Origin of the sequence: Streptosporangium roseum DSM 43021, from assembly GCF_000024865.1 — a bacterium.
GTDB classification, from domain to species: Bacteria; Actinomycetota; Actinomycetes; order Streptosporangiales; family Streptosporangiaceae; genus Streptosporangium; species Streptosporangium roseum.
The window spans coordinates 7,691,087-7,711,800 of the sequence record NC_013595.1 but is presented as its reverse complement, the minus strand read 5'-3'; the positions used below and the strand labels follow the sequence as shown (position 1 = coordinate 7,711,800).

The following is a 20,714-nucleotide window of genomic DNA, read 5'->3' as shown; positions in this document are numbered from 1 at the left end:
GGCAACGCAGAAGATGCACCGGCAGGACGGCGCCCGGACGATGGAGTTGACCTGAGCCGAACCCGAGGTGAGGAAACGCCTATGACGCCGCGAATCCGAGACGAAGACCAGGTCAGGACGGTGACGCTGGAAGCGTTCGCGGACACCATCGTCCCCGGTGAGAAGCGGTCGCCCGACGACAGGGCCGTCGCGGGCGCCACCACCGGCGGCGGCGCGGTGGCAGCCGGCGCCATAGAGCTGCTGGAGTGGGACGCGACCGGGCTGAGCTCCGGACTGGACGATTTCGCCCGCCTGCTGAACGGCCACGCCCAGGCGTACGCGGCCGAGCACGAGCTGGCTCCCGACGAGTCGGTGCCGCCGTTCGTCGCGCTGCCCTTCGAGCACCGCACCGCCCTGGTGCAGCGGCTGACCACCCCCGGCCACCCGGAGAAGGAGTTCTGGGTCAGCCTCGCCCTGTTCAGCAACATGGCCTTCGACTCTGCGGCCCATCTGCACACCGCCGAGGCGCTCGCCGCCGGGCACCCCGGCCTGATCGCCATGGGCATCGAGCTGCCCGACCCCGACGGCCTGTGGCGGTTCCCCGCGTACTCCTACGGCCGGCAGCTGGCCCGGCTGCACCCGGACACGACCCCCTCAGGGAGCCCCGCATGACCAGCACCGAACGCACCGACGTCCTCGTGGTCGGAAGCGGCTTCGGCGGCGCGATCGCGGCCTACCACCTTGCCGCCGGCGGCGCGCGGGTCGTGGTGCTCGAACGCGGGCCCTGGCTGACGGGAAACGACTTCGACCACGACTTCAAGCTCGGATCGTCCTACACGCGGGCCTTCGACTTCACCGTGGGCGACGGCATGAGCGTGCTCGGCGGCAACTGCGTGGGCGGCGGCAGCGTCGTCTACTTCGCCGCGATGCCCCGCGCGCCGCGCTTCGTCTTCGAACGCCACGGCAGCATCGGCAGGCGGATGTGGCCCTCGGCCGTCAGTCGCGACACCCTTGAGCCGTGGTACGACCGGGTGGAGGAGTCGATCCCGGTCACCAAGCAGGAGTGGAGCGACGTCAGCTACGCCGGAGGGCTGTGGGCCGCCGCGTGCAACCACGCGGGCCGTACGGCCAACCCCCTCCCGAGCGCCATCGACAACAGCAAGTGCGCCAACTGCAACTGGATGATGGCCGGCTGCCGCTTCGACGCCAAGCGGTCCCTGCTGTTCAACTACCTGCCGGCCGCGCTCGCGCACGGCGCGGAGGTCCGGCCGCTGCACGAGGTGCAGCACATCTCGCGGACCGACGACGGCGACTACCGGGTGCACTACAACGTCGTCGACGACGAGGACTACCGGATCCAGGCGGGCAGCGGCACGATCGACGCCAAGATCATCGTTCTCGCGGCCGGCGCCGGCGCCACCCCCGTCATCCTGCAGCGCAGCGAGGCGACGCTCGGCACGATGCCGAACGCCGTGGGCAGATACTTCTCGGGCAACGGCGAGCGGCTCAACACCGCCGTCTTCAACGAGGACAAGGTGCGTGAGGTTCTCGGCCTGAGCCGGGGGGACGGCCTGGCCTACGAGGCCAACCAGATCGGCAAGGGGCCGACCGTGGCCAGCTGGGACCGTCTCGACGGCTCGCTGCCGGAGTACTCCCGCTTCTCGCTGGAGCAGCTCTACTTCCCGCCCGGCCTCGGCACCATCCTCGCCCAGGTGCCCGGCGCGACCGGCCCGAGCTGGTTCGGCGTGGACAAGAAGGAGCTCCTCAAGCGCTGGCGCTCCTGGCTGATCATCTTCCAGATGACCGAGGACGACAACGAGGGGGTGTTCGGCCCGCCCCCCGCCACCGGCAACGCCGACCGGATCTCGCAGCAGATGCTCGGAGTCGGCAGGCTCCGGTACAACCCGACCGCCAACACGCTGCGCGGCTGGGCCGAGGCGGACGCCGAGGTGAAGGACATCCTGGAACGCGACGGGCTGGCCGAGGTGGCGGCGTGGACCAACGACGTGGTCGGCGCCTACACCGTGCACCCGCTGGCCTCCTGCCGTATCGGCGACGATCCGGACACCTCCGCGCTCGACGACCGTAACGAGCTGCGCGGACACCCCGGAATCTTCGTCACCGACGGCTCCGCCGTACCGGGGGCGCTCACCGTCAACCCGGCGATGACCATCGCCGCGCTCGCCGAGCGCGCCGTCCCCGGCATCGTGCAGGCGGCACAGCAGCGGGGCGTGAACGTCACGTACGGCGCGCCGTCGCCGGACGGAGCCATCAGCGGGCGGCAGGGAGCGGCCCGGCTGGTGCCCACCCTGCTGCACAGGTAGCGAAGGAGCAGGCGATGGGCAGGATCCTCACCCCGGTGGCACGACGGAGCGCGCTGTCTCAGGTCCGCCATGTCTCCCCGGTCAGACCAGGCGCTGCGCGGGAGATCGTCGCGGGAGTCTACGAGCAGGCGGAACGGGACTTCGGCATGCTGGCGCCGCCGGTGATCCTGCACTCGCCCGCCCCGGAGCCCCTCGCGGCCTGCTGGCTGATACTGCGGGAGTCGCTCCTCGCACACGGGACGGTCAACAGGGCGATCAAGGAGGCGGTCGCCGCCGCGGTGTCGCTCGGCAACACCTGCCCGTACTGCGTGGACGTGCACAGCGCGACGCTGGGCAGCCTCGTGCGGGGAGACTACGCCGCCGAGATCGCCGGCGACCGCATCGAGGCGATCGCCGACCCCGGCGTGCGCCGGATCGCCGCGTGGGCGCGGGCGAGCGGCACGCGGGAGGCGGCCGCCCGGCACGACCTGCCGCTCCCCGCGGAACAGGTCGCGGAGCTCGTCGGGGTGGCGGTCACCTTCCAGTACTTCAACCGCATGGTCAACGTCTTCCTCGACGAGTCCCCGGTGCCGCCGCAGGTGCCCGCCGGGGTCCGCCCCGGGCTCATGCGGCTGCTCGGGCTGTTCATGAGGCCGGCGGCCCGCAGGGCTCACGCCCCGGGTGCCTCTCTCGACCTGCTGCCGGCCGCGCCGCCGCCGGCGGACCTGTCCTGGGCGGACGGTGCGGCCAACATCGCCGAGGCCTTCGCCCGGGCCGCCGCCGCCGTCGACAGAGCCGGGCACCGCTCGGTGCCGGAACCCGTCCGCGACCTGGTCACCGCCGAGCTGGCCGGGTGGAACGGCGCGCCGGCCGGTCTCAGCCGCTCCTGGGTCACCGACGCGGTGTCCGGCCTGCCGGCCGCCCAGCGCCCGGCGGGACGTCTGGCGCTGCTGACGGCCATGGCCTCCTACCAGGTCGACCAGCCGGTCATCGACGAGTTCCGCCGCACGGAGCCCGGCGACCGGGCGCTCATCGAGCTCACCTCGTGGGCGAGCCTGGCCGCGGCGCGCCGGATCGGAAGCTGGGTGCTGCCGGCCCGACCCGACGGCCCGCGCCAGACGGCTCCGGATGGCTGCCCGGTCGCCGCGCGGCTCTCCTGACCGCCTTCCGGCGGTGCCGGCCCCTCTTTTTCCCGGAAACGCAGGCCTTTCCTGGAAGCGCAGGCTTTTCCCGGGAGCGCCGGCGCCGCCTTTCGGCGGTGCCGGCCGGAGCCGGCGCGGGCCGCCCGCCGGATATGTCGGCGGCCGCGCGGTGAACACGGGATGCCGGGGCCACAGGGCATAAAGGGAGAAGACAGGGACATTTCTCCGATGCATTCTTTGTATAACGCATTCCAGTGGTGCCGCCGGCGAGCGGGATGTCCATTGTTCCACGCGCGCCGCCGACCGGGCCGGCACGCCGGGAATTGCTCTGCAGCCTCGAATCATTCGATCTCCAAGTGAGAGGACAAGGCGTGTGAGCGACCTGGACAACGTGCTCAGGGACCTGACCCGGGAGGGTGACGACGTCGACCGCCTGGTGGCCGGTCTCGACCCAGAGCAGTGGGCGCTGCCCACCCCCGCAACCGGATGGACGATCGCCGACCAGATCGCCCACCTGATCTTCATCTTCCGGCTGGCCGGGACCGCGGCCTCCGACGCCGACAGGTTCAAGGCCATGATCGCCGGGGCCGAGCACGATTTCGACGGGGCGGTCAACGCCGCGCTCGCCGACTACAAGGACGACCCGCCGGAGGTGCTGCTGGCCCGCTGGCGTGCCGAGCGCGCGGCCACGGTCAAGGCGCTCGCCGCCGTGCCGGAAGGCCAGACGGTCCCCTGGCTGGTCAACCCGCTGCCGCCGATCATCCTCGCGTGCGCCGGGATCATGGAGACGTTCGCCCACGGGCAGGACATCGCCGACACGCTCGGGGCGGAGCGGGAACGGACCGACGGCCTCAAGCACCTGGTCGTGTTCGCCGTGCTGACCAGGGACTTCGGCTACCTGTCGCGGGGCCTGACCCCGCCGGCCACCGAATTCCGCTTCGAGATCACCGGCCCGTCCGGGGAGCTGTGGGCGTTCGGCCCCGAGGACTCGCCGGAGCGGGTCTCCGGGCCCGCCGTCGACTTCTGCCTGCTCGTGACCAGGCGGCGGCACCGCGACGACCTCGCGGTCGTCGCCTCCGGCGCCGAGGCCGACGCGTGGCTGGACATCGCCCAGGCCTACCGCGGGCCGGCCGGGGCGGGCCGTTCCCCCGGCCAGTTCGCGACCGCCCGGCGATAGTCCACCTCCTGCGGACCGTGACGGGCGGCACGCGCACGGCATGCCCCCCGCGCAGCCACCCGGCGGACGCCGGCACGGGACGACGCCGTCCCGTGCCGGCGTCCGGTCCGCGTGGCGCGGCCGATGGCCCGGGCCGTTCCGGGATTTCCCCATATTGGTTTACACCGCAATCCGGGAGATGCCCGGAGCGGCGGCGGGATGCCAAAGTCAGGCGATGGGATGGATGCCCGGCCGTCGGCCATGATATACCGCGTCGACCCATCGCTTCATTGGTCCCAAGATGGGGAAGGTACGTCAATGGTGGCGTCAACGAAACAAATCGAGAAACCGGTCGAGAATGCGCCCGTCACCCAGAATCCCCGCCTGCCGTCACTGACGGGAATGCGGTTCATCGCCGCGGCGATGGTCTTTTTCTTCCACGTCGTGTGGCTGGCGAACATGTTCGGCTCGCCGGAGGCCAAGGTCGTCCTGGAGACGCTCTTCGGCCGGCTCGGCTTCGTCGGGGTGGGCTTCTTCTTCGTGCTCAGCGGCTTCGTCCTCGCCTGGTCGGTGCGTACCAAGGACAGGGCGCCGGCGTTCTGGCGGCGGCGGTTCTTCAAGATCTACCCGAGTCACGTGGCCACCTACGTCGTCGCCTTCCTGCTCGTCACCCTGGTGGCGCAGCAGGCCATCAGCAGCGAGGCCGGGATACTCAACTTCCTGCTGCTGCACGCGTGGTTCCCGCAGATGGACATCAGGTTCAGCGTCAACCCCATTGCCTGGTCGCTGGCCTGTGAGGCGCTGTTCTACCTCATGTTCCCGCTCCTGATGCGCTACATCGGCCGGATCAGGCCGGAGCGGCTCTGGGCCTGGGCGGCCGGGGTCGCGGTGGTCATCCTCGCCGTCCCGGTCGTGGCCGGCCTGCTGCCGTACCAGATGCGGTTCCCGTCCCCGGCGGTGACGGACACCGCGCACTGGTTCATCTACACGTTCCCGCCGGTACGGATGCTGGACTTCGTGTTCGGCATCCTGCTGGCCCGCGTGGTCATGACCGGCCGGAAGCTCCCGTTCGGCCTCGGTGGTTCCGTGGCGCTCGGCGTGGTCGTGTACGCCCTGACACCGCTGCTCCCGGGAGGTTACTCCCTCGGCCCCACCATGGTCGTTCCCCTCGGCCTCGTCATCGCCGCCGCCGCCGTCACCGATGTGAAGAAGCTCCCGTCGTGGTTGTCGGGCCGCATCATGGGCTGGCTGGGCGAAGTGTCCTACGCCTTCTATCTGTGGAACGCCCTGGTGCTGGTCTACGGCCACAAGTTGCTCGCCGACAGCCAGGGCCTGAGCACTCCGCTCGCGATCGGCATGGTCGTGCTGCTCTTCGGGGTGACCCTGCTGCTGTCCTGGCTGCTCTTCTCCCTGGTCGAACGCCCGATCATGCGCCGCTTCGCGACGTCGCGGCGCCGCCGGGACGGGGAACCGCAGAGCGTCGCCCGCCGGGGATCCGGCGGCTGACCGCTCCGCCGGGACGGTCCGTTCCCCCTCGCGAGACCGTCCCGGCACCCGCGTTCCGGCTCGTCCGGACAGCACCCGATCGGGCCGGAAGGCGCACACGCCGCCTTCCGGCCCGTACGCGTTCCCGGGCCGGTGCCCGTGAGGTCAGCCTTCGTCCCGCTTACACGCGTTCCCGGGCCCGCGCCCGTGACGCCAGCCATCTGTCATGCGCCGCGCGCACCCGCTCCCACAGCGCCATGCGCTCCGAATCCGGCACATCGGTGAGGATGACCCCGAAGCGGTCGGCGAGGGTCGCGTACCACTCGGCGGCGCCGCCCAGCTCCCACCTGCCGGCGTCGGCGCCGACCCGGGTCAGGACGCAGCCGCGCATCATGTCGCTGCCGGTGGCGTCACGCCGGTAGACCGTCAGGACACGGGTGAAACGGGAGGCGGGCGAGGTCGTCAGCTCGACGTGCCGGGCGGTGAAGTCGGCCATGGTGGCCTGCTCGACGACGAAGTCCATCGCGACGAAGCTGCCGTCCGGGTCGTGGTCGAGGCGCCATCCCCGCGGCTCGACCGGCGAGGGGCGCAGCCTGTAGGTGAACGGGCCCTGCCGGTAGGTGCCGGCCGCCAGCGGCAGCGGCTCGTGGAGCCCGTCGCCGAGGCCGACGTCGACGAGCCAGGAGCCGCCGGGGTTCTCCGGGCCGGGCAGCCCGTGGACGGTCACCGCCAGGTGGTTGGCGTCGGCGCCGGGCGCGGGCTGGCCGTGGGCGACCTGAACGCCGCCCCGGTGCCGGCGCACCTGGTAGCCGAGCGCCGCCAGCAGGGCCGAGAAGGCGCCGTTGAGGTGCATGCAGTAGCCGCCCCATCCATGGCGCACGATCCGGTCGGCGGAGGCGGACGGGGCGATCGTCGTCGGCCGGCCGAGGTGGATGTCGGCCGTCTGGTAGGCGACCCGCTCGACGTGCGCCCGGTGCAGCGACCTCAGCGCGCCGACGGAGGGCGGCCCCGGATGGGACACGCCCAGCCTCGCGAGGTAACCGGTGACATCGATGGCGTCATGACCGAGGAAACGGTCGTCAATGGTGAAATCGACCGGCGTACTGATTGAGTTCAACATTTCTAACCCTTTTCTAGGGCGATGGATTGTTCTCGCACAGACAACGATCCGCGCTTCACGTCCCGCAGGCCATGCTGGTCAGGTGCATCAAGCGGGCATTCCGGTGGCCTTTTCCTGCCAGCCGGGCGCCGGGCGGTCAGGGGCGCGGGGAGAGGAGGCGATGTTTCTCCGGATCGCCGCCGTCATGAGATCCGTACGTCTGTCGAGGGGCGCGGGGAATTCCCGGGGGTGAGGGAATTCCCCGCGCCGCGCGGGAACGGCTTGGCCGTACGGGAACGGTCCGGCCGGCCCCCGGGGGACGGCGGCGTGTCCGGCGCCGGGCGCGGGTCACGCCCGCCGGGCGGCGCGCGGCGGTCCTCACGTACGGCCGCGCGGACAGGCGGCGCCGCGTCCCGGCGTCCCCGGCCGCGGGGGGCACGGGCGTTACCGGGACGCGTGGCGCCGGCGCCGCTACCCGATCGAGACCGGGAGCCAGTTGTGGCCGCGCGCGAGCCACCGGGCGCGGAAGGTGGGGGTTCCGGCGACGGCGAGCTTCGGGAAGCGGCGGAGCAGCATGGGCAGGGCCACCTGGGCCTCCATCCGGGCGAGGGGCGCCCCCACGCAGTAGTGGATGCCGCCGGCGAAGCTCAGCGGCTGGATGTCCGGGCGGTCCGGGTCGAAGCGGTCGGGCTGGGGGAAGCGGCGGGGGTCCCGGTTGCCGGCGGCCATGAGGACCAGCACCTTGGTGCCGGCGGGCACCTCCGTGCCCATCAGGTTCACATCGGCCCCGGCCCAGCGGCTGGTGGCCTGCACCGGCGGTTCGAACCGCAGGGTCTCCTCCACGTAGTTGACCGTGAAGTCCGGGTCCACGCACAGCCGGGCGCGGAATTCGGGCCGTTCGAGCGCCTGCAGCACCCCGTGGCCGAGCAGGTGGGTCGTCGTGTCGAACCCGGCGTTCAGCAGCAACGTCAGATTGCCCATCAGCTCGTCCTGGCTGAGCCGGTCACCGTCGCTGTCGCGCACCTGGACCAGCGCGCTGACCAGGTCGTCCGACGGGGTACGGCGGCGGCGGTCGATCAGCTCACCCAGGTACGCCGACAGTTCGTCCACCGCGGCGTCCGCACGGGCGAGTTCGGACAGCGTGGTGAGCCCTTCCAGGGCGATCATCACGTCCGCCGCCACGGCGCGGAACCAGACCTGGTCCCCCTCGGGAACCCCCAGCATCTCGCTGATCACCGCGACGGGGAGCCGGAAGGCGAACTCGTTCATCAGGTCCATCGGCGATCCGTCCGCGCCGATCTCCGCCAGGCGGTCGAGCAGCTGGTCGGTCATCCGCTCCACCGCGGGCCGGAGCTCCGCCACCCGGCGGGCGGTGAACGCCCCGGTCACCAGGCGCCGCATCCGCGCGTGGTCCGGGGGGTTGGTGAACAGCATGGAGTTGGTGAACCCGCGCAGCGAGGAGTGCGAGCGCCATTCCGGGTAGACGATGTCGTAGCTGCTGGCGTCCTGGACTCTGAACTGAGGTTCCCGGAGGGCGCGGGAGCATTCGGCGTAGCCGACGGCGGCTATCAGGCCTTCCCTGACCTGCACCAGATCTCCGTGGGCCCGTATCGCCTCGTAGAGGGGATAGGGATTCAGGCGCCCCTCCGGGGCCACCATGGCTGCGATCGCCTCATCCGGCTGCATCACGTACACGGTCATCGGGATCTCCTTCTTCCGCAGGCCCACCCGGGCCTGCCTTCGACGCTCGGCTCGGACCAGTGCGGCAACCGCCTCGTGCGGGCCGGATCACGCCTCGGCGCGTGCCGCGCGTACGGGCGCGCCCGCACTGTCACCCAACGGTCAGTTCCAGGACCGACAACGTGCCGGCCGCGTGCACCGCCACCGGCCGGAGCCCGCAGCCGGCGGCCAGCGCGGTCAGCTCGTCCACTCCGCGCTCCTTGCCGCCGCAGTAGACGAGCATCCGCAGGTCCATTCCGGTGTGCGGAGCGCCACCGCCGGCGTCGACGCTCTCCACGACGAACACCCTGCCGCCGCTGCCCGCGGCCTCCGCGCAGCGCCGCAGGATCGCCCGGGAGGCGGTGTCGTTCCAGTCATGGATGATCCACGACAGCAGGTACCCTCCGGCGCCCGGCGGCAGCGGGTCGAAGAAGCTCCCGCTGACCACGTCGGCGCGGTCGACCAGACCGGCCGCCGCCAGTGCCTTGCGCGCGGCCTCGGCGGTGCCCGGCAGATCCACGACCGTGCCCCGCAGCTCCGGATACTCGGTCAGCAGCGCGGTCAGCAGCGAGCCGTCGCCGCCGCCGACGTCGATCACGTGTCCCAGCGATCCCCAGTCGTAACACGACAGGAGCTCGGGGACGCGGGTCGGGACGTTGGCGCTCATCCACGCGTCGAAAGAGGCGCCCTGTGCCGGATTCGCCGCCAGGTCCTCCCAGAACGAGCGGCCGAACTGCAGCGAGTAGGAGGCCTCGCCGGTGCGGACGCTGTGCAGCAGCTGGGCGAAGGCCAGCTCCGCGCGGCCCGCGCCCTCGATGTCGAGCAGGGAGCGCATGCCGGAAGGGTGATCATCACGCAGCGCCGCCCCCTGGGCGGTCAGGTCGTAGCTCCCCGATCCGTCGCGACTCAGGATCCCCCGGGCGGCGAGGTAGCGCATCAGCCGCTCCAGCGCGTCGGCGTCGGCCTTCACCGCCTCGGCCAGCTCGGGCGCGGTGCGCAGGCCGGCCACGATGTGGTCGGCGATCCGCAGCGTCGCCGCCGTACGCAACGCCATCGGCGTCCCAAGGTGCGCCATCGCCCACAATCCGGCGCCCGCTCCGTCCTCATCGGACAACACGCGTTCCTCCTTCGTAACGACCGCAGACCAGCAGGACCCACAGCGTCGGCAAGTCATCCCGCGGCGCGGGATACGCGCTTCATCGTCACGCCGGAGCACGCCTCGGCGCATCTTTCTGAGTGCGGCATATTCCGGAGTGCGGCATAGTCGTTTTATGGCGCGCAGGCCGCCGCCCGCCGGCTCCGGCGGCGGGGCGCGGGCCGTCCGGAACGGCGCCGGCCGTACGGCGTGCGCCCTCCGGTGAGCTGCGCGGCCCCCACGAGGAGCCATTCGGCGCCTATTGGCAGGAAGTGGTTACCCGCGAACAGCTTGCTGACTTCCGTCTGTCTGGTCCGCGCATCGCGGAAAGCGCAGGATTTGTTTTGCGAGAACAAATCCAGAGACCGATGAGACAGAGAAAGGTCGGCAGTAATATGGTAATCGTAATGGACACGGACGCCACTTCCACCGATATCCAGTCGATTGTCGAGCTGGTGGAGTCGGCGGGCGGTGAGGCATTCGTCAGCCGCGGTGTCAGCCGCATCGTCATCGGCCTGGTCGGTGACATCGACCACTTCGCCATGATGAACCTGCGGGGCATGCCGGGGGTCCGCAACGTCGTGCGGATCTCGGCGAAATACAAGCTGGTCAGCCGTGAACACCACCCCGACCGGTCGGTGGTGCAGGTCGGCGGGGTGTCGATCGGCCCGCAGACCGTCACGTTGATCGCCGGCCCCTGTGCGGTCGAGACACCGGACCAGACGCTCGCCGCTGCCCGGATGGCGCAGGCGGCCGGGGCGACCCTCCTGCGCGGCGGCGCGTTCAAGCCGCGCACCTCGCCCTACGCCTTCCAGGGCCTGGGGGAGCGGGGCCTGCAGATCCTCGCCGAGGTCCGGCAGGAGACCGGGCTGCCGATCGTCACCGAGGTCGTGGGAGCGCACGATGTCGCCATGGTCGCCGACTACGCCGACATGCTGCAGGTCGGCACCCGCAACATGCAGAACTTCACCCTCCTGCAGGCCGTCGGAGAGGCCGGGAAGCCGGTGCTGCTCAAGCGGGGGATGAACGCCACGATCGAGGAGTGGCTGATGGCGGCGGAGTACATCGCCCAGCGCGGCAACCTCGACATCGTCCTGTGCGAGCGCGGCATCCGCACCTTCGAGCCCGCGACGCGCAACACCCTGGACATCTCCGCGGTCCCGGTGGCCCAGCGGCTGTCGCACCTGCCGGTCATCGTCGACCCCTCGCACTCCGGGGGCCGCCGCGACCTGGTCCTGCCGCTCAGCCGGGCGGCCGTCGTCGCGGGCGCCGACGGCATCATCGTCGACGTGCACCCGCAGCCCGACATCGCGCTGTGCGACGGCCCGCAGGCGCTGGTCGCCGACGACCTCCAGGCGCTGGCCCGCACGATGGAGGACCTGGCCGGCTTCATGGGCCGCCACCTGGCCACACAACGGGACCTCGTAGCCGTCTGATCCGCGCGGCCAGGGCATTTCAGGAGAACTCATGAATACGACCACAGTCCGCCGCGTCACGGTCCTCGGCACCGGTGTGATCGGGACCTCGATCGCGCTCGCCCTGCGGCGCGCAGGCATCCACGTCGCACTGTCCGACCAGGACGTCGATTCGCTGGCGACAGCCGAATGCATGGGGGCCGGCATCGCCCTGATGCCCGGCGACCCCCCTGCCGACCTGGTGGTCATCGCCACCCCGCCGTCCACGGTCGTCAGCGTGCTGCGCGACGCCCAGGCCCGCGGGCTGGGCGCCGTGTACACCGACGTCGCCAGCACCAAGGCCCGCATCGCGGCCGACGCCGAGCTCGCCGGATGCGACCTCACGTCCTACGTCCCCGGGCACCCGATCGCCGGCCGCGAGCTCTCGGGGCCCCACGCGGCGCACGCGGACCTGTTCGCCGGACGGCCGTGGGCGCTGTGCCCGCACCCGGCGACGTCGCCCGAGGTCGTGCGGGTGGTGGCCGAGATGGTCGCCGTATGCGGGGGAGCGGCCAGGCTCCTCGCGCCCGACGCGCACGACCGGGTCGTCGCGGCGGTCTCGCACGCGCCGCACCTGGTGTCCGCGGCGCTCGCGGCCCGGTTCGCCGGCGCCGACGCGACCACCCTCTCGCTGGTGGGCAGGGGCCTGCAGGACACGACCCGGATCGCCACGGGCGCGCCCGGCCTCTGGTGCGACATCCTGGAACAGAACGCCGAATCGGTCGCCACGGTGCTGGAGGCGGTGGTGCGGGATCTGACCGAAGCCGCGTCCGCCCTGCGGAGATCCGACCGCGTCCGATCCGGCGCGCTGGCCGATCTGCTCACCCGGGGCAACCGCGGCCGGGAGCACATAGTCGCCGCGTGACCGCCGGGGAGGGCAGCCGCCGGGACGCGGGGGTGCGGGGGAGGGCAGCCGCCGGGACGCGAGGGGCGCGGGGAAGGGGAGCCGCCGGGACGCGAGGGGCGCGGGGGCGGAGCCGCCGGGAGGCCAGGGAAGAGCGGGAGGGGCGCGGGGAAGCCGCCGGGACGCGGGGAAAGGCCCATCGCGGGGGAAAGGCGCGTGACCGTCGGGAAAGGGCGCACGGCCGCGGGAAAGGCCCGTGACCGCGGGGAAAGAGCCGCACGGTCCGGGAGCGCAATCCGGAAGATGCGTCGAAGAGCAGGCGGATGACACGCTGCCTGTGTAGCTGGAATCGAGGGAAAAGCCGGCAGACGACAGCGGAGAAGGGCTTCGAATTCGGGGCCCCTGGCCGGCCTACTCATCGATGTGGTCCGCATTGAAAAGCTTTAGCCTCAGAGGAGGAAGAAGATTCGAATTCCTTTCCCGCCTCGACGACTGCAGACGTCGGGGCGGAAAGGGGCGTGACCACCCGGCTCGGGAGTCGATCCCCCGGCACGGCAGACGGGGCTCAACCGCCACCGGACACCTTTCCAGAATTCCTGCTTCGTCCTCGATACCCGTGACGCGTTTCGCTGGTGTGTTGGCACCTGACTTGCCCTACCGACGAGATCTTGGAGAGATCCATGGAGATTCGCTGCCCCGTCGCCCTCGACACCACCGGCCGGGACATCCACGCTGAAGCCGCCGGACTGCGGGCGCAGGGCCCCGCGACGCAGGTGGAGCTCCCCGGTGGCGTGCTCGCCTGGTCGATCAACAGCCACGCCGTGATCAAGCAGCTGCTGACCGACTCGCGGGTCACCAAGAGCGCCCGCAACCACTGGCCGGCCTTCATCAACGGAGAGATCCCGCCGGACTGGGAGATGATCAGCTGGATCGCGATGGACAACATGGTCACCGCGTACGGCAAGGACCACATCCGCCTGCGCAGGCTGGTCGGCAAGGCGTTCACGCCGCGCCGTACCGAGGCGATCCGGCCGCGGATCGTGGAGTTGACCAACCAGCTCGTGGACGCCCTGGAGGCCGCCGGGCCCGGTGAGGTGGTGGACCTGCGGGAGCGGTTCGCCTACCCGCTGCCCGCCCGCCTCGTGGCCGACCTGATCGGCATGTCCGAGGACGCCCGGGTGAAGACGGCCAAGGTCATCGACATGATGGTGGACACCACCGTCACTCCCGAGCAGGCCCAGGCCGTGCTGGCCGGCTGGCGGGGCGCGATGGAGGAGCTCATCGCCGCCAAGCGCCTGGAGCCGGGCGAGGACATCACCAGCGACCTGATCGCCGCCCGGGACGAGGACGGCTCGCGTCTGACCGAGGTCGAGCTGACCGACACGATCTTCGCGATCCTCGGCGCCGGCTCGGAGACCACGATCAACTTCTTCGACAACGCGATCACCGCGCTGCTCGCCCACCCCGAGCAGCTCCAGCTCGTCAAGTCCGGGCTCGCCTCGTGGGACGACGTGATCGACGAGACCCTCCGGGTGGAGTCGCCCCTGGCGCACCTGCCCCTGCGCTACGCGGTCGAGGACATCGAACTGGACGGTGTGACGATTCCCCAGGGCGACCCGATCCTCATCAACTACAGCGCGGTCGGCCGTGACCCGGCCCTGCACGGCGCGGGCGCCGACAGCTTCGACATCACCCGCGCCGACAAGGAGCACCTGTCCTTCGGCCACGGCCCTCACTTCTGCCTCGGCGCCGGTGTGGCCCGCCTGGTGGCGACGGTCGGCCTGTCCACGCTGTTCGAGCGCTTCCCCGAGCTGAGCCTCGCCGTCGCCAAGGAGGACCTGGAGCCGCTGCCGACGTTCATCATGAACGGTCACCGCGCCCTGCCGGTCCGCCTGACCGCCCCGGTGGCCGTCGGCGCCGACGCCCGCTGACCGGCACACGAGGATCCGGCGGGCCCATCCGGAACACAGCACGCCAGAAGAAGCGCCGGAGGGCGGGCGGGCGGAGGATGGGCCCATGGGATCGCGCGGTGTGACCTCTGGACCACCGGGAGTGGGCAGGTCCGGCGATCGGCGTACTCGCGAAACGGCGGGCGGGCTGTCATGACGAGGCTCGCCCGCCTGACGATTTTTCTGCCCTTGACAAATATTATTGTCGGTAGGACGATCGTCGCATGTGCGAGACGGCGGTGACGGAGAACCAGGCGGCGGCAGAGGCCCCGCCGGAGCGGATGCGCCCGGCCGCCGCCCGCCCGCGCTCCTACCAGGACGCGCGGGCCCGTCGCCGGCCCCGCGCGGGCCCCGGCGGGCGGCGCCGTCCGGTTCCGGGCACCGAGGTACGGCCCGGCGCGCCGGAGACCCTCCGGGGCGCCACGCGGCCCCGATCGCGCGCGGGCGGCCGCCTTCTCCGCCTTCTCCGTCTCGGAGGCGGCGGGGCGATCGCCGGACACCGTGTAACAACCGACATTCACGATGACAGTACGAGGAGATCAGAATGAGGAAGATCGCCGCAGGTCTGTTCGTGTCGCTGGACGGCGTCACGGAGTCGCCGGAGAAGTGGCACTTCACCTACTTCAGCGACGAGATGGGGGCGGCGGTCGGCGCGCAGATGGCCGCGGCCGACACGATGCTGCTGGGGCGGCGGACCTACGAGGAGTTCGCCGGCTACTGGCCGAGCCAGGCCGGCACCGGCAACCAGCTCGCGGACCAGATGAACGACACGCCCAAGCTGGTCGTCTCCACGACCCTGGACAAGGTCGAGTGGCAGAACTCGACCCTGATCAAGGACAACGTCGTCGAGGAGCTCACCAAGCTGAAGGAGCAGCCCGGCAAGGACATCTCGATCACCGGAAGCGCCACCCTGGTGCGCTCGCTCCTGCGCGCCGGCGTGCTCGACGAGCTGCGGCTGCTGGTCCACCCGATCGTCGTGGGCTCCGGCAAGCGCCTCTTCGAGGACGGCGGCGACCAGGTGCCCCTGAAGCTCATCGACTCCCAGACCTTCGACACGGGCGTCCTCTACCTCACCTACGCGCCGGCAGACAAGTAAGGCAACCGTGCCATCGGTGACCCGTCGGCCCCGCCCGGCCGCCCGGCCGGGCGGGCCGTTCCCGGGACCCGGGGCACCACCTACCGAAAGGACAACGCGCCATGGCTACCAAGTCCGTCGCACAGAAGCTGCTCATCAAGCCGGACACCGCCGTCTGGTCCTCGGACTCCTCCTACCTGGAGCTCATCCAGCCGCTCCCGGAGAACGTGCACCAGGCGGACGTGCCGGACCAGGCGGCGACCGCCCTCATCTTCGCCCGGAACGCCGACTCGCTGCGCGACATCCTCAGCGCGCAGGAGGGGCGGCTGGGCCGGCCGAACGCCCTGTGGGTGGCCTACCCCAAGGCGAACCGGGCCGACATCAACCGTGAGAGCCTGGCCACGATCATGGTCGAGCACGGGATGCGCCCCATCGGGCAGGTGTCGGTGGACGACACGTGGTCCGCGATGCGCTTCCGCACCGCCGACTAGCAGAGCTTGGTCGGGTGGGGACGGGCCGGGCGTGTCTGGGTAACGCGCGGCGGTAGGTGGGACAGGCCCCGGCCCAGCAGGCCAGGAGTAGTTGCGGCGCGGCGATGACCCGGTAGGTGGTCAAGCCGTGGCCGGGGCTTTCGGGTCGAGCCGCTGCAGGGGGCAGAAGGCGTGTGCGACCGAGACCAGGGTGACGTGGTGATGCCATCCGGTCCAGGTGCGGCCCTCGAAATGGTCCAGGCCCAGGCCGGTCTTCAGCGGACATCAGCACCGGAGGGCTGTCGCCCCCTGTCGCGAGGATCGCAAGGTGCCACCGGAGTACTAAGCCCAGGGGCGAGGGAAGGCGTCTCCGTCCAACCTGTCGCCCGCGGCGAGTCCGAGAGGGTCGGTCACGACGTGCTCGGTCCCGCTGTAGCGGGTCGCCTCGTCCATGTAGATGACGACGTGCGCGAGCCGGGCCTCGTCGGTGCGGTTGGGCAGCGCCATGTGTCCGGTGTAGCCGCTGTGGAAGGTGCAGTCGCCGGCGCGGAGCGGCACGGTGACACGGGGGATCCAACGCAGAGACGGGTCCATCCCGAACAGATCCTCCTCATGGTGGAGGTCCTGCGGGCGCAGGCCGGTTCGATCCTGGGTGCCGGGCAGGAAGGTCATGCAGCCTCGCTCCGGCGGAACATCGACCAGCGCTATCCAGGCCGACAGCGGAAGCCGATCTCCCGCATGCGGCCAGTACGGACGATCCTGATGGAACTCCGTGGCGGCGTTGTTGTGCGGCTCCTTGACCAGCATCTGGTCGTGCCAGAGCCGCAGCGGGAACCCGGCGAGCTGTTCGGCGATCCGGCCGAGCCGTGCGTCGAACGTGAGCTCCCGCAGCGTCCGGTCGTGTTGCCAGACGTTGACCAGCTGGCTGAAGACGCCTTGCTTCTCCAGGCTCTCCGCGCGATGCGCCTCCAGGAATGCCTTGGCGCTCACTCGAAAGCGCTCGACCTGGTCCGGCTCCAGGACGCCCCGTACTCGGACGAAACCGTATTCGTGGTATGCCGCCACAAGCTCGTCCGGTACACGGCCGTCGGCATCCACGTCCCTGCCGGACTGTTCGGTCGTCGTCGTTGTCATCACTGGCCTCCGAGATTCTTGCCGCTGGGATTGCACCCAGTGTCGTCGCGGTGTGCCGCCACGGGCTAGGCCGATCCCAGGGAGTAGTCGTACGATCCCGACATGCCTGCCACGCTGCACGAGCACGCGCTGTTCGCCGGGCGCCCCGTCTTGGGCGGTGTCCATCAGCTGAACCCCGGCATCGAGCCGCACGCGCACGACTTCCTCGAGATCGCGGTGATCGGAAGCGGTTACGGCCGGCACGTGACCAGTCAGGGTGAGCATCCGCTGCGGCGCGGGCAGGTCATCGTGCTTCGCCCCGGTGCCTGGCACGGGTTCCTGGACTGCGCCGACCTGACCGTCGCCAACTGCTGCCTGTCCGCCCAGGCTCTGAGGACCGAGCTGGCGGCGCTGTACGACATCCCGATGCTGCGCCGGATGCTGTGGACCGACCCGGTGGCATCCGGCACGCACGGTGTGGCGGTCACGACCGTCGATCCGGTGGCCGCCGAGGAGGCCATCGCGGAGATCGGCCTGCTCGAACGGGACCTCGGAGCCGATCAGGGCCGGCCAGGCCGTGTGCTGGGCCGGCTGGTCACCGTACTCGGTGTCCTGGCCGACGGGCGTGACCCCGAACGAGAGACGCCCGAGTCCGCCATCCACCCCGCTGTCGCCGCCACCATCGCCCGGTTCGAGGCAGCGCCTGCCCATCCATGGCGGCTGGATGATCTCGCCCGGGCGGTCAACCTGGATCCCGCCTATCTCGGCCGGCTGTTCGGACGGCACGTCGGGTTGACGCCGCTGGGCTTCCTGGCCCGGCTGCGGGCCGAGCGCGCCGCCACGCTACTGGCACACTCGACCCTGCCGGCCGCCCGGGTCGGCGCCGCCGTCGGCTGGGACGACCCGACATACTTCGCTCGCCGCTTCCGGACACTGGTCGGACTGACACCCACCGAGTACCGGCGACGTAGCCGATCAACCGCCCATACGGAGTTCAGCGCCTCGGCCGAGTCGACGCGGAAGAGTTCCTGACCCGCCCAGCAGGCTGGGCGGGCCGTTCGCGTCGGCGGCCGCGGTTACCCGATGTTGAACCGGGCCTTGGTGAGTTCCCGGTTCGCCATGGTCTTCAGGACGACGGCGTATCCGGCATGACTGTGAAGCATGGACATGTCACGCCACACCCGTTCGATGCGGTCACCATGGCGGACCGAGCTGGAACCGGCGGTGGGGAACAGCTCCCCCTCGACCGCGCGCCAGCACAGCCGGACCACCTCCCGGCTGATGGTGGCGAGCCGCCATTCCTGCTCCCTGGTGAACGCCTCCGGGCCCGCGGCGCACGTGTCACGCCATTGCTGGATCCCGTTCAGGAGAGCGGCCTCCGCCGTACTGATCATGCCGGTGGCTTCGCCGTACCTGAGCTGGAAGTCGGGATCCTCCACGCGCAGGACGATGGGCGGGTAGATCGTCGTCCGGGTCAGCATCAGGTCCTCGTAGGCGTCGAGCGCTCCCCTCGCCATGCCCACCGCGAGAGCGCCGAGTTCGAGCAGCATGAAGCTGAGCGGCCCGCCCCCGTACTCGGGGTTGCCGTGCAGCGCGAGGCCCGGGGTGCCCTCGGTGACGGTGACCTGACTCATGTGGAAACCACGGGTGAAGTGGTCGGGGATGCGCCCGTTGTCGATGGCGACGCTGTGCGATCCGCTCCCCTTCAGACCCAGCTGCTGCCCCCAGTCGTCCAGGCGCTTCCACTGGTCGCGCGGGACGATGAACAGCAGGGGAGCCGGCGGCTCCCCGTCCGCCTGCGGAACGAAGGTGTGACCGATGAAGTGCGTGGCGTACGGCGAGCCGGAGGCGTAGGACCAGACGCCGTTGAGCACCCAGCCGTCGGCCGTACGCTCGGCGGTGCCACTGGGCGCGACCGTGGCGGGGCAGATGAAGTCACCGGAGCTGAAGAGCTCGGCCTGCGCCCGCTCGTCGAACAGCGTGGCCACCGCGAGCGCGTGCGCGGCGCCGAAAAGGTACATCCAGCCGGTCGACGGGCACCCGCGCGCGAGCGCCATCGCCACGCGCAGGAACGTGTCGGTCCCGAACTCGTAGCCGCCGTAACGCCGGGGGACCAGGATCCGGTAGAAGCCGGCCCTCGCGAACTCCTCGTGGGTGTCCTGCGCGTAGAAGGTGCGCTGTTCGGTCTCGGCCTGGCGGCCGATCAGGGTCGGTGCGATCGCCTCGGCCCTCGCGATGATCTCCGCCGGAGTGAGGCGCGGCTCGGGCGGGGAAGGAAATGCGTGTTCGGGAACACTGGTGACGACTGTCATTGCTGCGCACATCCCCTATCTCGGATGGTTGGCTCACGACCAGTGACACGGTGGCCGCGTCGCGGGACTCAGATCTCCCGCAGCGGCCGATCGGGGCCGGTGACCGCGTTCCACAGCACCTGACGGAAGTCCGACACCAGGTCGACAATCGTGCTCTCGTCAAAGCGGTTGCGGTCGAACTTGAGGCTCCCGGCTATCTCCCCCGAGGGGAGGACGTCCATCGCCCACAGCGCGCCGTTCGGAATGTGCGAGCTCAGCGGCTGCGGCAGCACCCGCCGCCGTATCTCGGAGTACGTCAGGCCCCCGATCGCCTCCTCCTCCACCTCGGACGGAGCCTGGAGCACCTCGAAGGCGACGACGGCCACGCCGTCGTCCGCGAACGGGCTCACGAGCCCGGGGTTGCCGTGCGCGATCAGCGGGAACGGGATGTCGTTGCCGTAGGCCTCGAAACAGGTCGCCCGGGTCCGCGCGACCACGTCGCGGAAGGTCTCGCAGCCGGTGATGTCCGTCCTCAACGTCAGGTAGTTGAAGATGGGGCCGACGGTCTCCATGAAGCGCTCGTCGGACCGGCCCGAGGTGAACGTCGGGACGACGATGTCGGTGACCCCGGTCTTCTTGTGAAGAAGCACGTTGTAGGCCGCGACCATGACCATGAACGCCGAGCTCCGCGCCGCCTTGGAGAAATTCAGGGTCGCGGAGGTCAGCTCCCTGTCGAACACGAAGCGGTGCGCGGCGTACACGTTGGTGAGCCCGCCGTCGCGCGGCCGGTCCGTGGGGATGGCGAGGATGCGGGCATCGCGCAGCTTCTCCCCCCAGTAGTCGAGCGCCCTGCCCATCTCGGCGCCGGCCGCGCTCTCCAGCTGCCAGGCGGCGAACTCGCCGTACTGGTGGACGTCGGGGAGGACGGGGGCCTCCGATCCCCGGCGGGCGGCGTAGCGGGCGGCGAGGTCGCGGATGATGACCTGCATGGACCACGCGTCGCCCGCCGTGTGGTGCAGGACGAGCACGAGCACCGCGTCGTTCCCGTCGAACCGCCCCAGGCGGGCCCGCAGGTGGGGGAGGCTCCCCACGCTGTAGGTGCCGGCGTCGAGCTCGTTGAGGAACTCCTCCGCGCGGACGTCACGCGGACGGGGGTCGTCCGCCGGGAGGTCGCTGACCACCAGCTCGACTGAGCCGGGCGGGTGGATCCTCTGGTACCGGTCCTCGGTACCGCGGACGATCGACGTGCGGAGCGCCTCGTGACGTGCCACCACGTCGTCCAGGGCTCCCTGCAGCGCGCCGGTGTCGACCGCCCCGCTGAGCCGCCAGCCGAAGACCAGCGTGTGCCGGTTACCGAAGGCCCCGTCGGCCTCGCCGTTGTCGAACGCGCACAGGAACTCCTGGTTGAAGGCGAGCGGAGCGCGGCTCTCCAGGTCGTTCGGCGCGTGCGTCGTCTCGTGAACAGTCGCGTGCGTCGTCTCGTGAACAGTCATGGTGCCG

At 70.8% G+C, this 20,714-nt stretch carries 17 protein-coding genes and 1 pseudogene; 11 read left to right on the top strand and 7 right to left on the bottom strand.

The window, feature by feature from the left end; all coding sequences use genetic code 11:
- Nucleotides 1-81: 81 nt before the first annotated feature.
- From SROS_RS33730 to SROS_RS33710, 5 genes are all read left to right on the top strand, one after another.
- Entirely contained in the window at nucleotides 82-651 is a 570-nt protein-coding gene (locus SROS_RS33730; protein WP_012893424.1) for a DUF5987 family protein, read from the top strand.
- Nucleotides 648-2,303, top strand: coding sequence for an FAD-dependent oxidoreductase (locus SROS_RS33725; RefSeq protein ID WP_012893423.1), 1,656 nt, complete (start codon nucleotides 648-650; stop codon nucleotides 2,301-2,303). The genes SROS_RS33730 and SROS_RS33725 overlap by 4 nt, the downstream gene beginning before the upstream one ends.
- Nucleotides 2,304-2,317: 14 nt before the next feature.
- Nucleotides 2,318-3,442, top strand: a complete 1,125-nt coding sequence (locus tag SROS_RS33720) for a carboxymuconolactone decarboxylase family protein (RefSeq protein ID WP_012893422.1) — start codon at nucleotides 2,318-2,320, stop codon at nucleotides 3,440-3,442.
- 355 nt (nucleotides 3,443-3,797) lie between these two features.
- Nucleotides 3,798-4,601: a TIGR03084 family metal-binding protein gene (locus SROS_RS33715; RefSeq protein ID WP_012893421.1), complete on the top strand. Its 804-nt coding sequence runs from the start codon at nucleotides 3,798-3,800 to the stop codon at nucleotides 4,599-4,601.
- A gap of 381 nt (nucleotides 4,602-4,982) precedes the next feature.
- The gene (locus tag SROS_RS33710) at nucleotides 4,983-6,086 is read left to right on the top strand and encodes an acyltransferase family protein (RefSeq protein ID WP_043653472.1); all 1,104 of its coding nucleotides are present in this window, start codon (nucleotides 4,983-4,985) and stop codon (nucleotides 6,084-6,086) included.
- A gap of 160 nt (nucleotides 6,087-6,246) precedes the next feature.
- On the opposite strand, the gene SROS_RS33705 is transcribed toward SROS_RS33710, so the two are convergent.
- From SROS_RS33705 to SROS_RS33695, 3 genes are all read right to left on the bottom strand, one after another.
- Entirely contained in the window at nucleotides 6,247-7,185 is a 939-nt protein-coding gene (locus SROS_RS33705) for an arylamine N-acetyltransferase family protein (protein ID WP_012893419.1), read from the bottom strand.
- A 450-nt stretch (nucleotides 7,186-7,635) separates the two neighbouring features.
- Complete coding sequence (locus tag SROS_RS33700; RefSeq protein WP_012893418.1) at nucleotides 7,636-8,865, bottom strand: cytochrome P450; 1,230 nt, start codon at nucleotides 8,863-8,865, stop codon at nucleotides 7,636-7,638.
- Nucleotides 8,866-8,995: 130 nt separating this feature from the next.
- The gene (locus SROS_RS33695; protein WP_012893417.1) at nucleotides 8,996-10,000 is read right to left on the bottom strand and encodes a methyltransferase; all 1,005 of its coding nucleotides are present in this window, start codon (nucleotides 9,998-10,000) and stop codon (nucleotides 8,996-8,998) included.
- Nucleotides 10,001-10,413: 413 nt separating this feature from the next.
- Between SROS_RS33695 and aroF the strand changes: the two genes are divergently transcribed.
- The 5 genes from aroF to SROS_RS33670 all read left to right on the top strand — a co-directional run bounded on the left by aroF (nucleotide 10,414) and on the right by SROS_RS33670 (nucleotide 15,831).
- Nucleotides 10,414-11,454, top strand: a complete 1,041-nt coding sequence (aroF, locus tag SROS_RS33690) for a 3-deoxy-7-phosphoheptulonate synthase (RefSeq protein ID WP_012893416.1) — start codon at nucleotides 10,414-10,416, stop codon at nucleotides 11,452-11,454.
- Nucleotides 11,455-11,485: 31 nt separating this feature from the next.
- Nucleotides 11,486-12,337 (top strand): prephenate dehydrogenase, encoded by an 852-nt coding sequence (locus SROS_RS33685; RefSeq protein WP_012893415.1) that lies wholly within the window; start codon nucleotides 11,486-11,488, stop codon nucleotides 12,335-12,337.
- A gap of 659 nt (nucleotides 12,338-12,996) precedes the next feature.
- Nucleotides 12,997-14,247, top strand: a complete 1,251-nt coding sequence (locus SROS_RS33680) for a cytochrome P450 family protein (RefSeq protein ID WP_012893414.1) — start codon at nucleotides 12,997-12,999, stop codon at nucleotides 14,245-14,247.
- Nucleotides 14,248-14,809: 562 nt separating this feature from the next.
- The gene (locus SROS_RS33675; protein ID WP_012893413.1) at nucleotides 14,810-15,361 is read left to right on the top strand and encodes a dihydrofolate reductase family protein; all 552 of its coding nucleotides are present in this window, start codon (nucleotides 14,810-14,812) and stop codon (nucleotides 15,359-15,361) included.
- A gap of 101 nt (nucleotides 15,362-15,462) precedes the next feature.
- Complete coding sequence (locus SROS_RS33670) at nucleotides 15,463-15,831, top strand: hypothetical protein (protein WP_012893412.1); 369 nt, start codon at nucleotides 15,463-15,465, stop codon at nucleotides 15,829-15,831.
- A 120-nt stretch (nucleotides 15,832-15,951) separates the two neighbouring features.
- On the opposite strand, the pseudogene SROS_RS50160 reads toward SROS_RS33670, so the two are convergent.
- Together SROS_RS50160 and SROS_RS33665 are read right to left on the bottom strand one after the other, a co-directional pair.
- Nucleotides 15,952-16,089, bottom strand: a pseudogene (locus SROS_RS50160) (IS701 family transposase); the annotation flags it as partial.
- A 63-nt stretch (nucleotides 16,090-16,152) separates the two neighbouring features.
- The gene (locus SROS_RS33665; RefSeq protein WP_012893411.1) at nucleotides 16,153-16,944 is read right to left on the bottom strand and encodes a phytanoyl-CoA dioxygenase family protein; all 792 of its coding nucleotides are present in this window, start codon (nucleotides 16,942-16,944) and stop codon (nucleotides 16,153-16,155) included.
- A 102-nt stretch (nucleotides 16,945-17,046) separates the two neighbouring features.
- On the opposite strand from SROS_RS33665, the gene SROS_RS33660 reads away from it, so the two are divergent.
- The gene (locus SROS_RS33660; protein ID WP_012893410.1) at nucleotides 17,047-17,955 is read left to right on the top strand and encodes a helix-turn-helix domain-containing protein; all 909 of its coding nucleotides are present in this window, start codon (nucleotides 17,047-17,049) and stop codon (nucleotides 17,953-17,955) included.
- A 44-nt stretch (nucleotides 17,956-17,999) separates the two neighbouring features.
- On the opposite strand, the gene SROS_RS33655 is transcribed toward SROS_RS33660, so the two are convergent.
- Complete coding sequence (locus SROS_RS33655; protein WP_043653466.1) at nucleotides 18,000-19,235, bottom strand: acyl-CoA dehydrogenase family protein; 1,236 nt, start codon at nucleotides 19,233-19,235, stop codon at nucleotides 18,000-18,002.
- A 68-nt stretch (nucleotides 19,236-19,303) separates the two neighbouring features.
- Nucleotides 19,304-20,707 carry a condensation domain-containing protein gene (locus SROS_RS33650; protein ID WP_012893408.1) on the bottom strand — a complete coding sequence of 468 codons (1,404 nt, stop codon included), beginning with the start codon at nucleotides 20,705-20,707 and terminating at the stop codon, nucleotides 19,304-19,306.
- Nucleotides 20,708-20,714 lie beyond the last annotated feature (7 nt).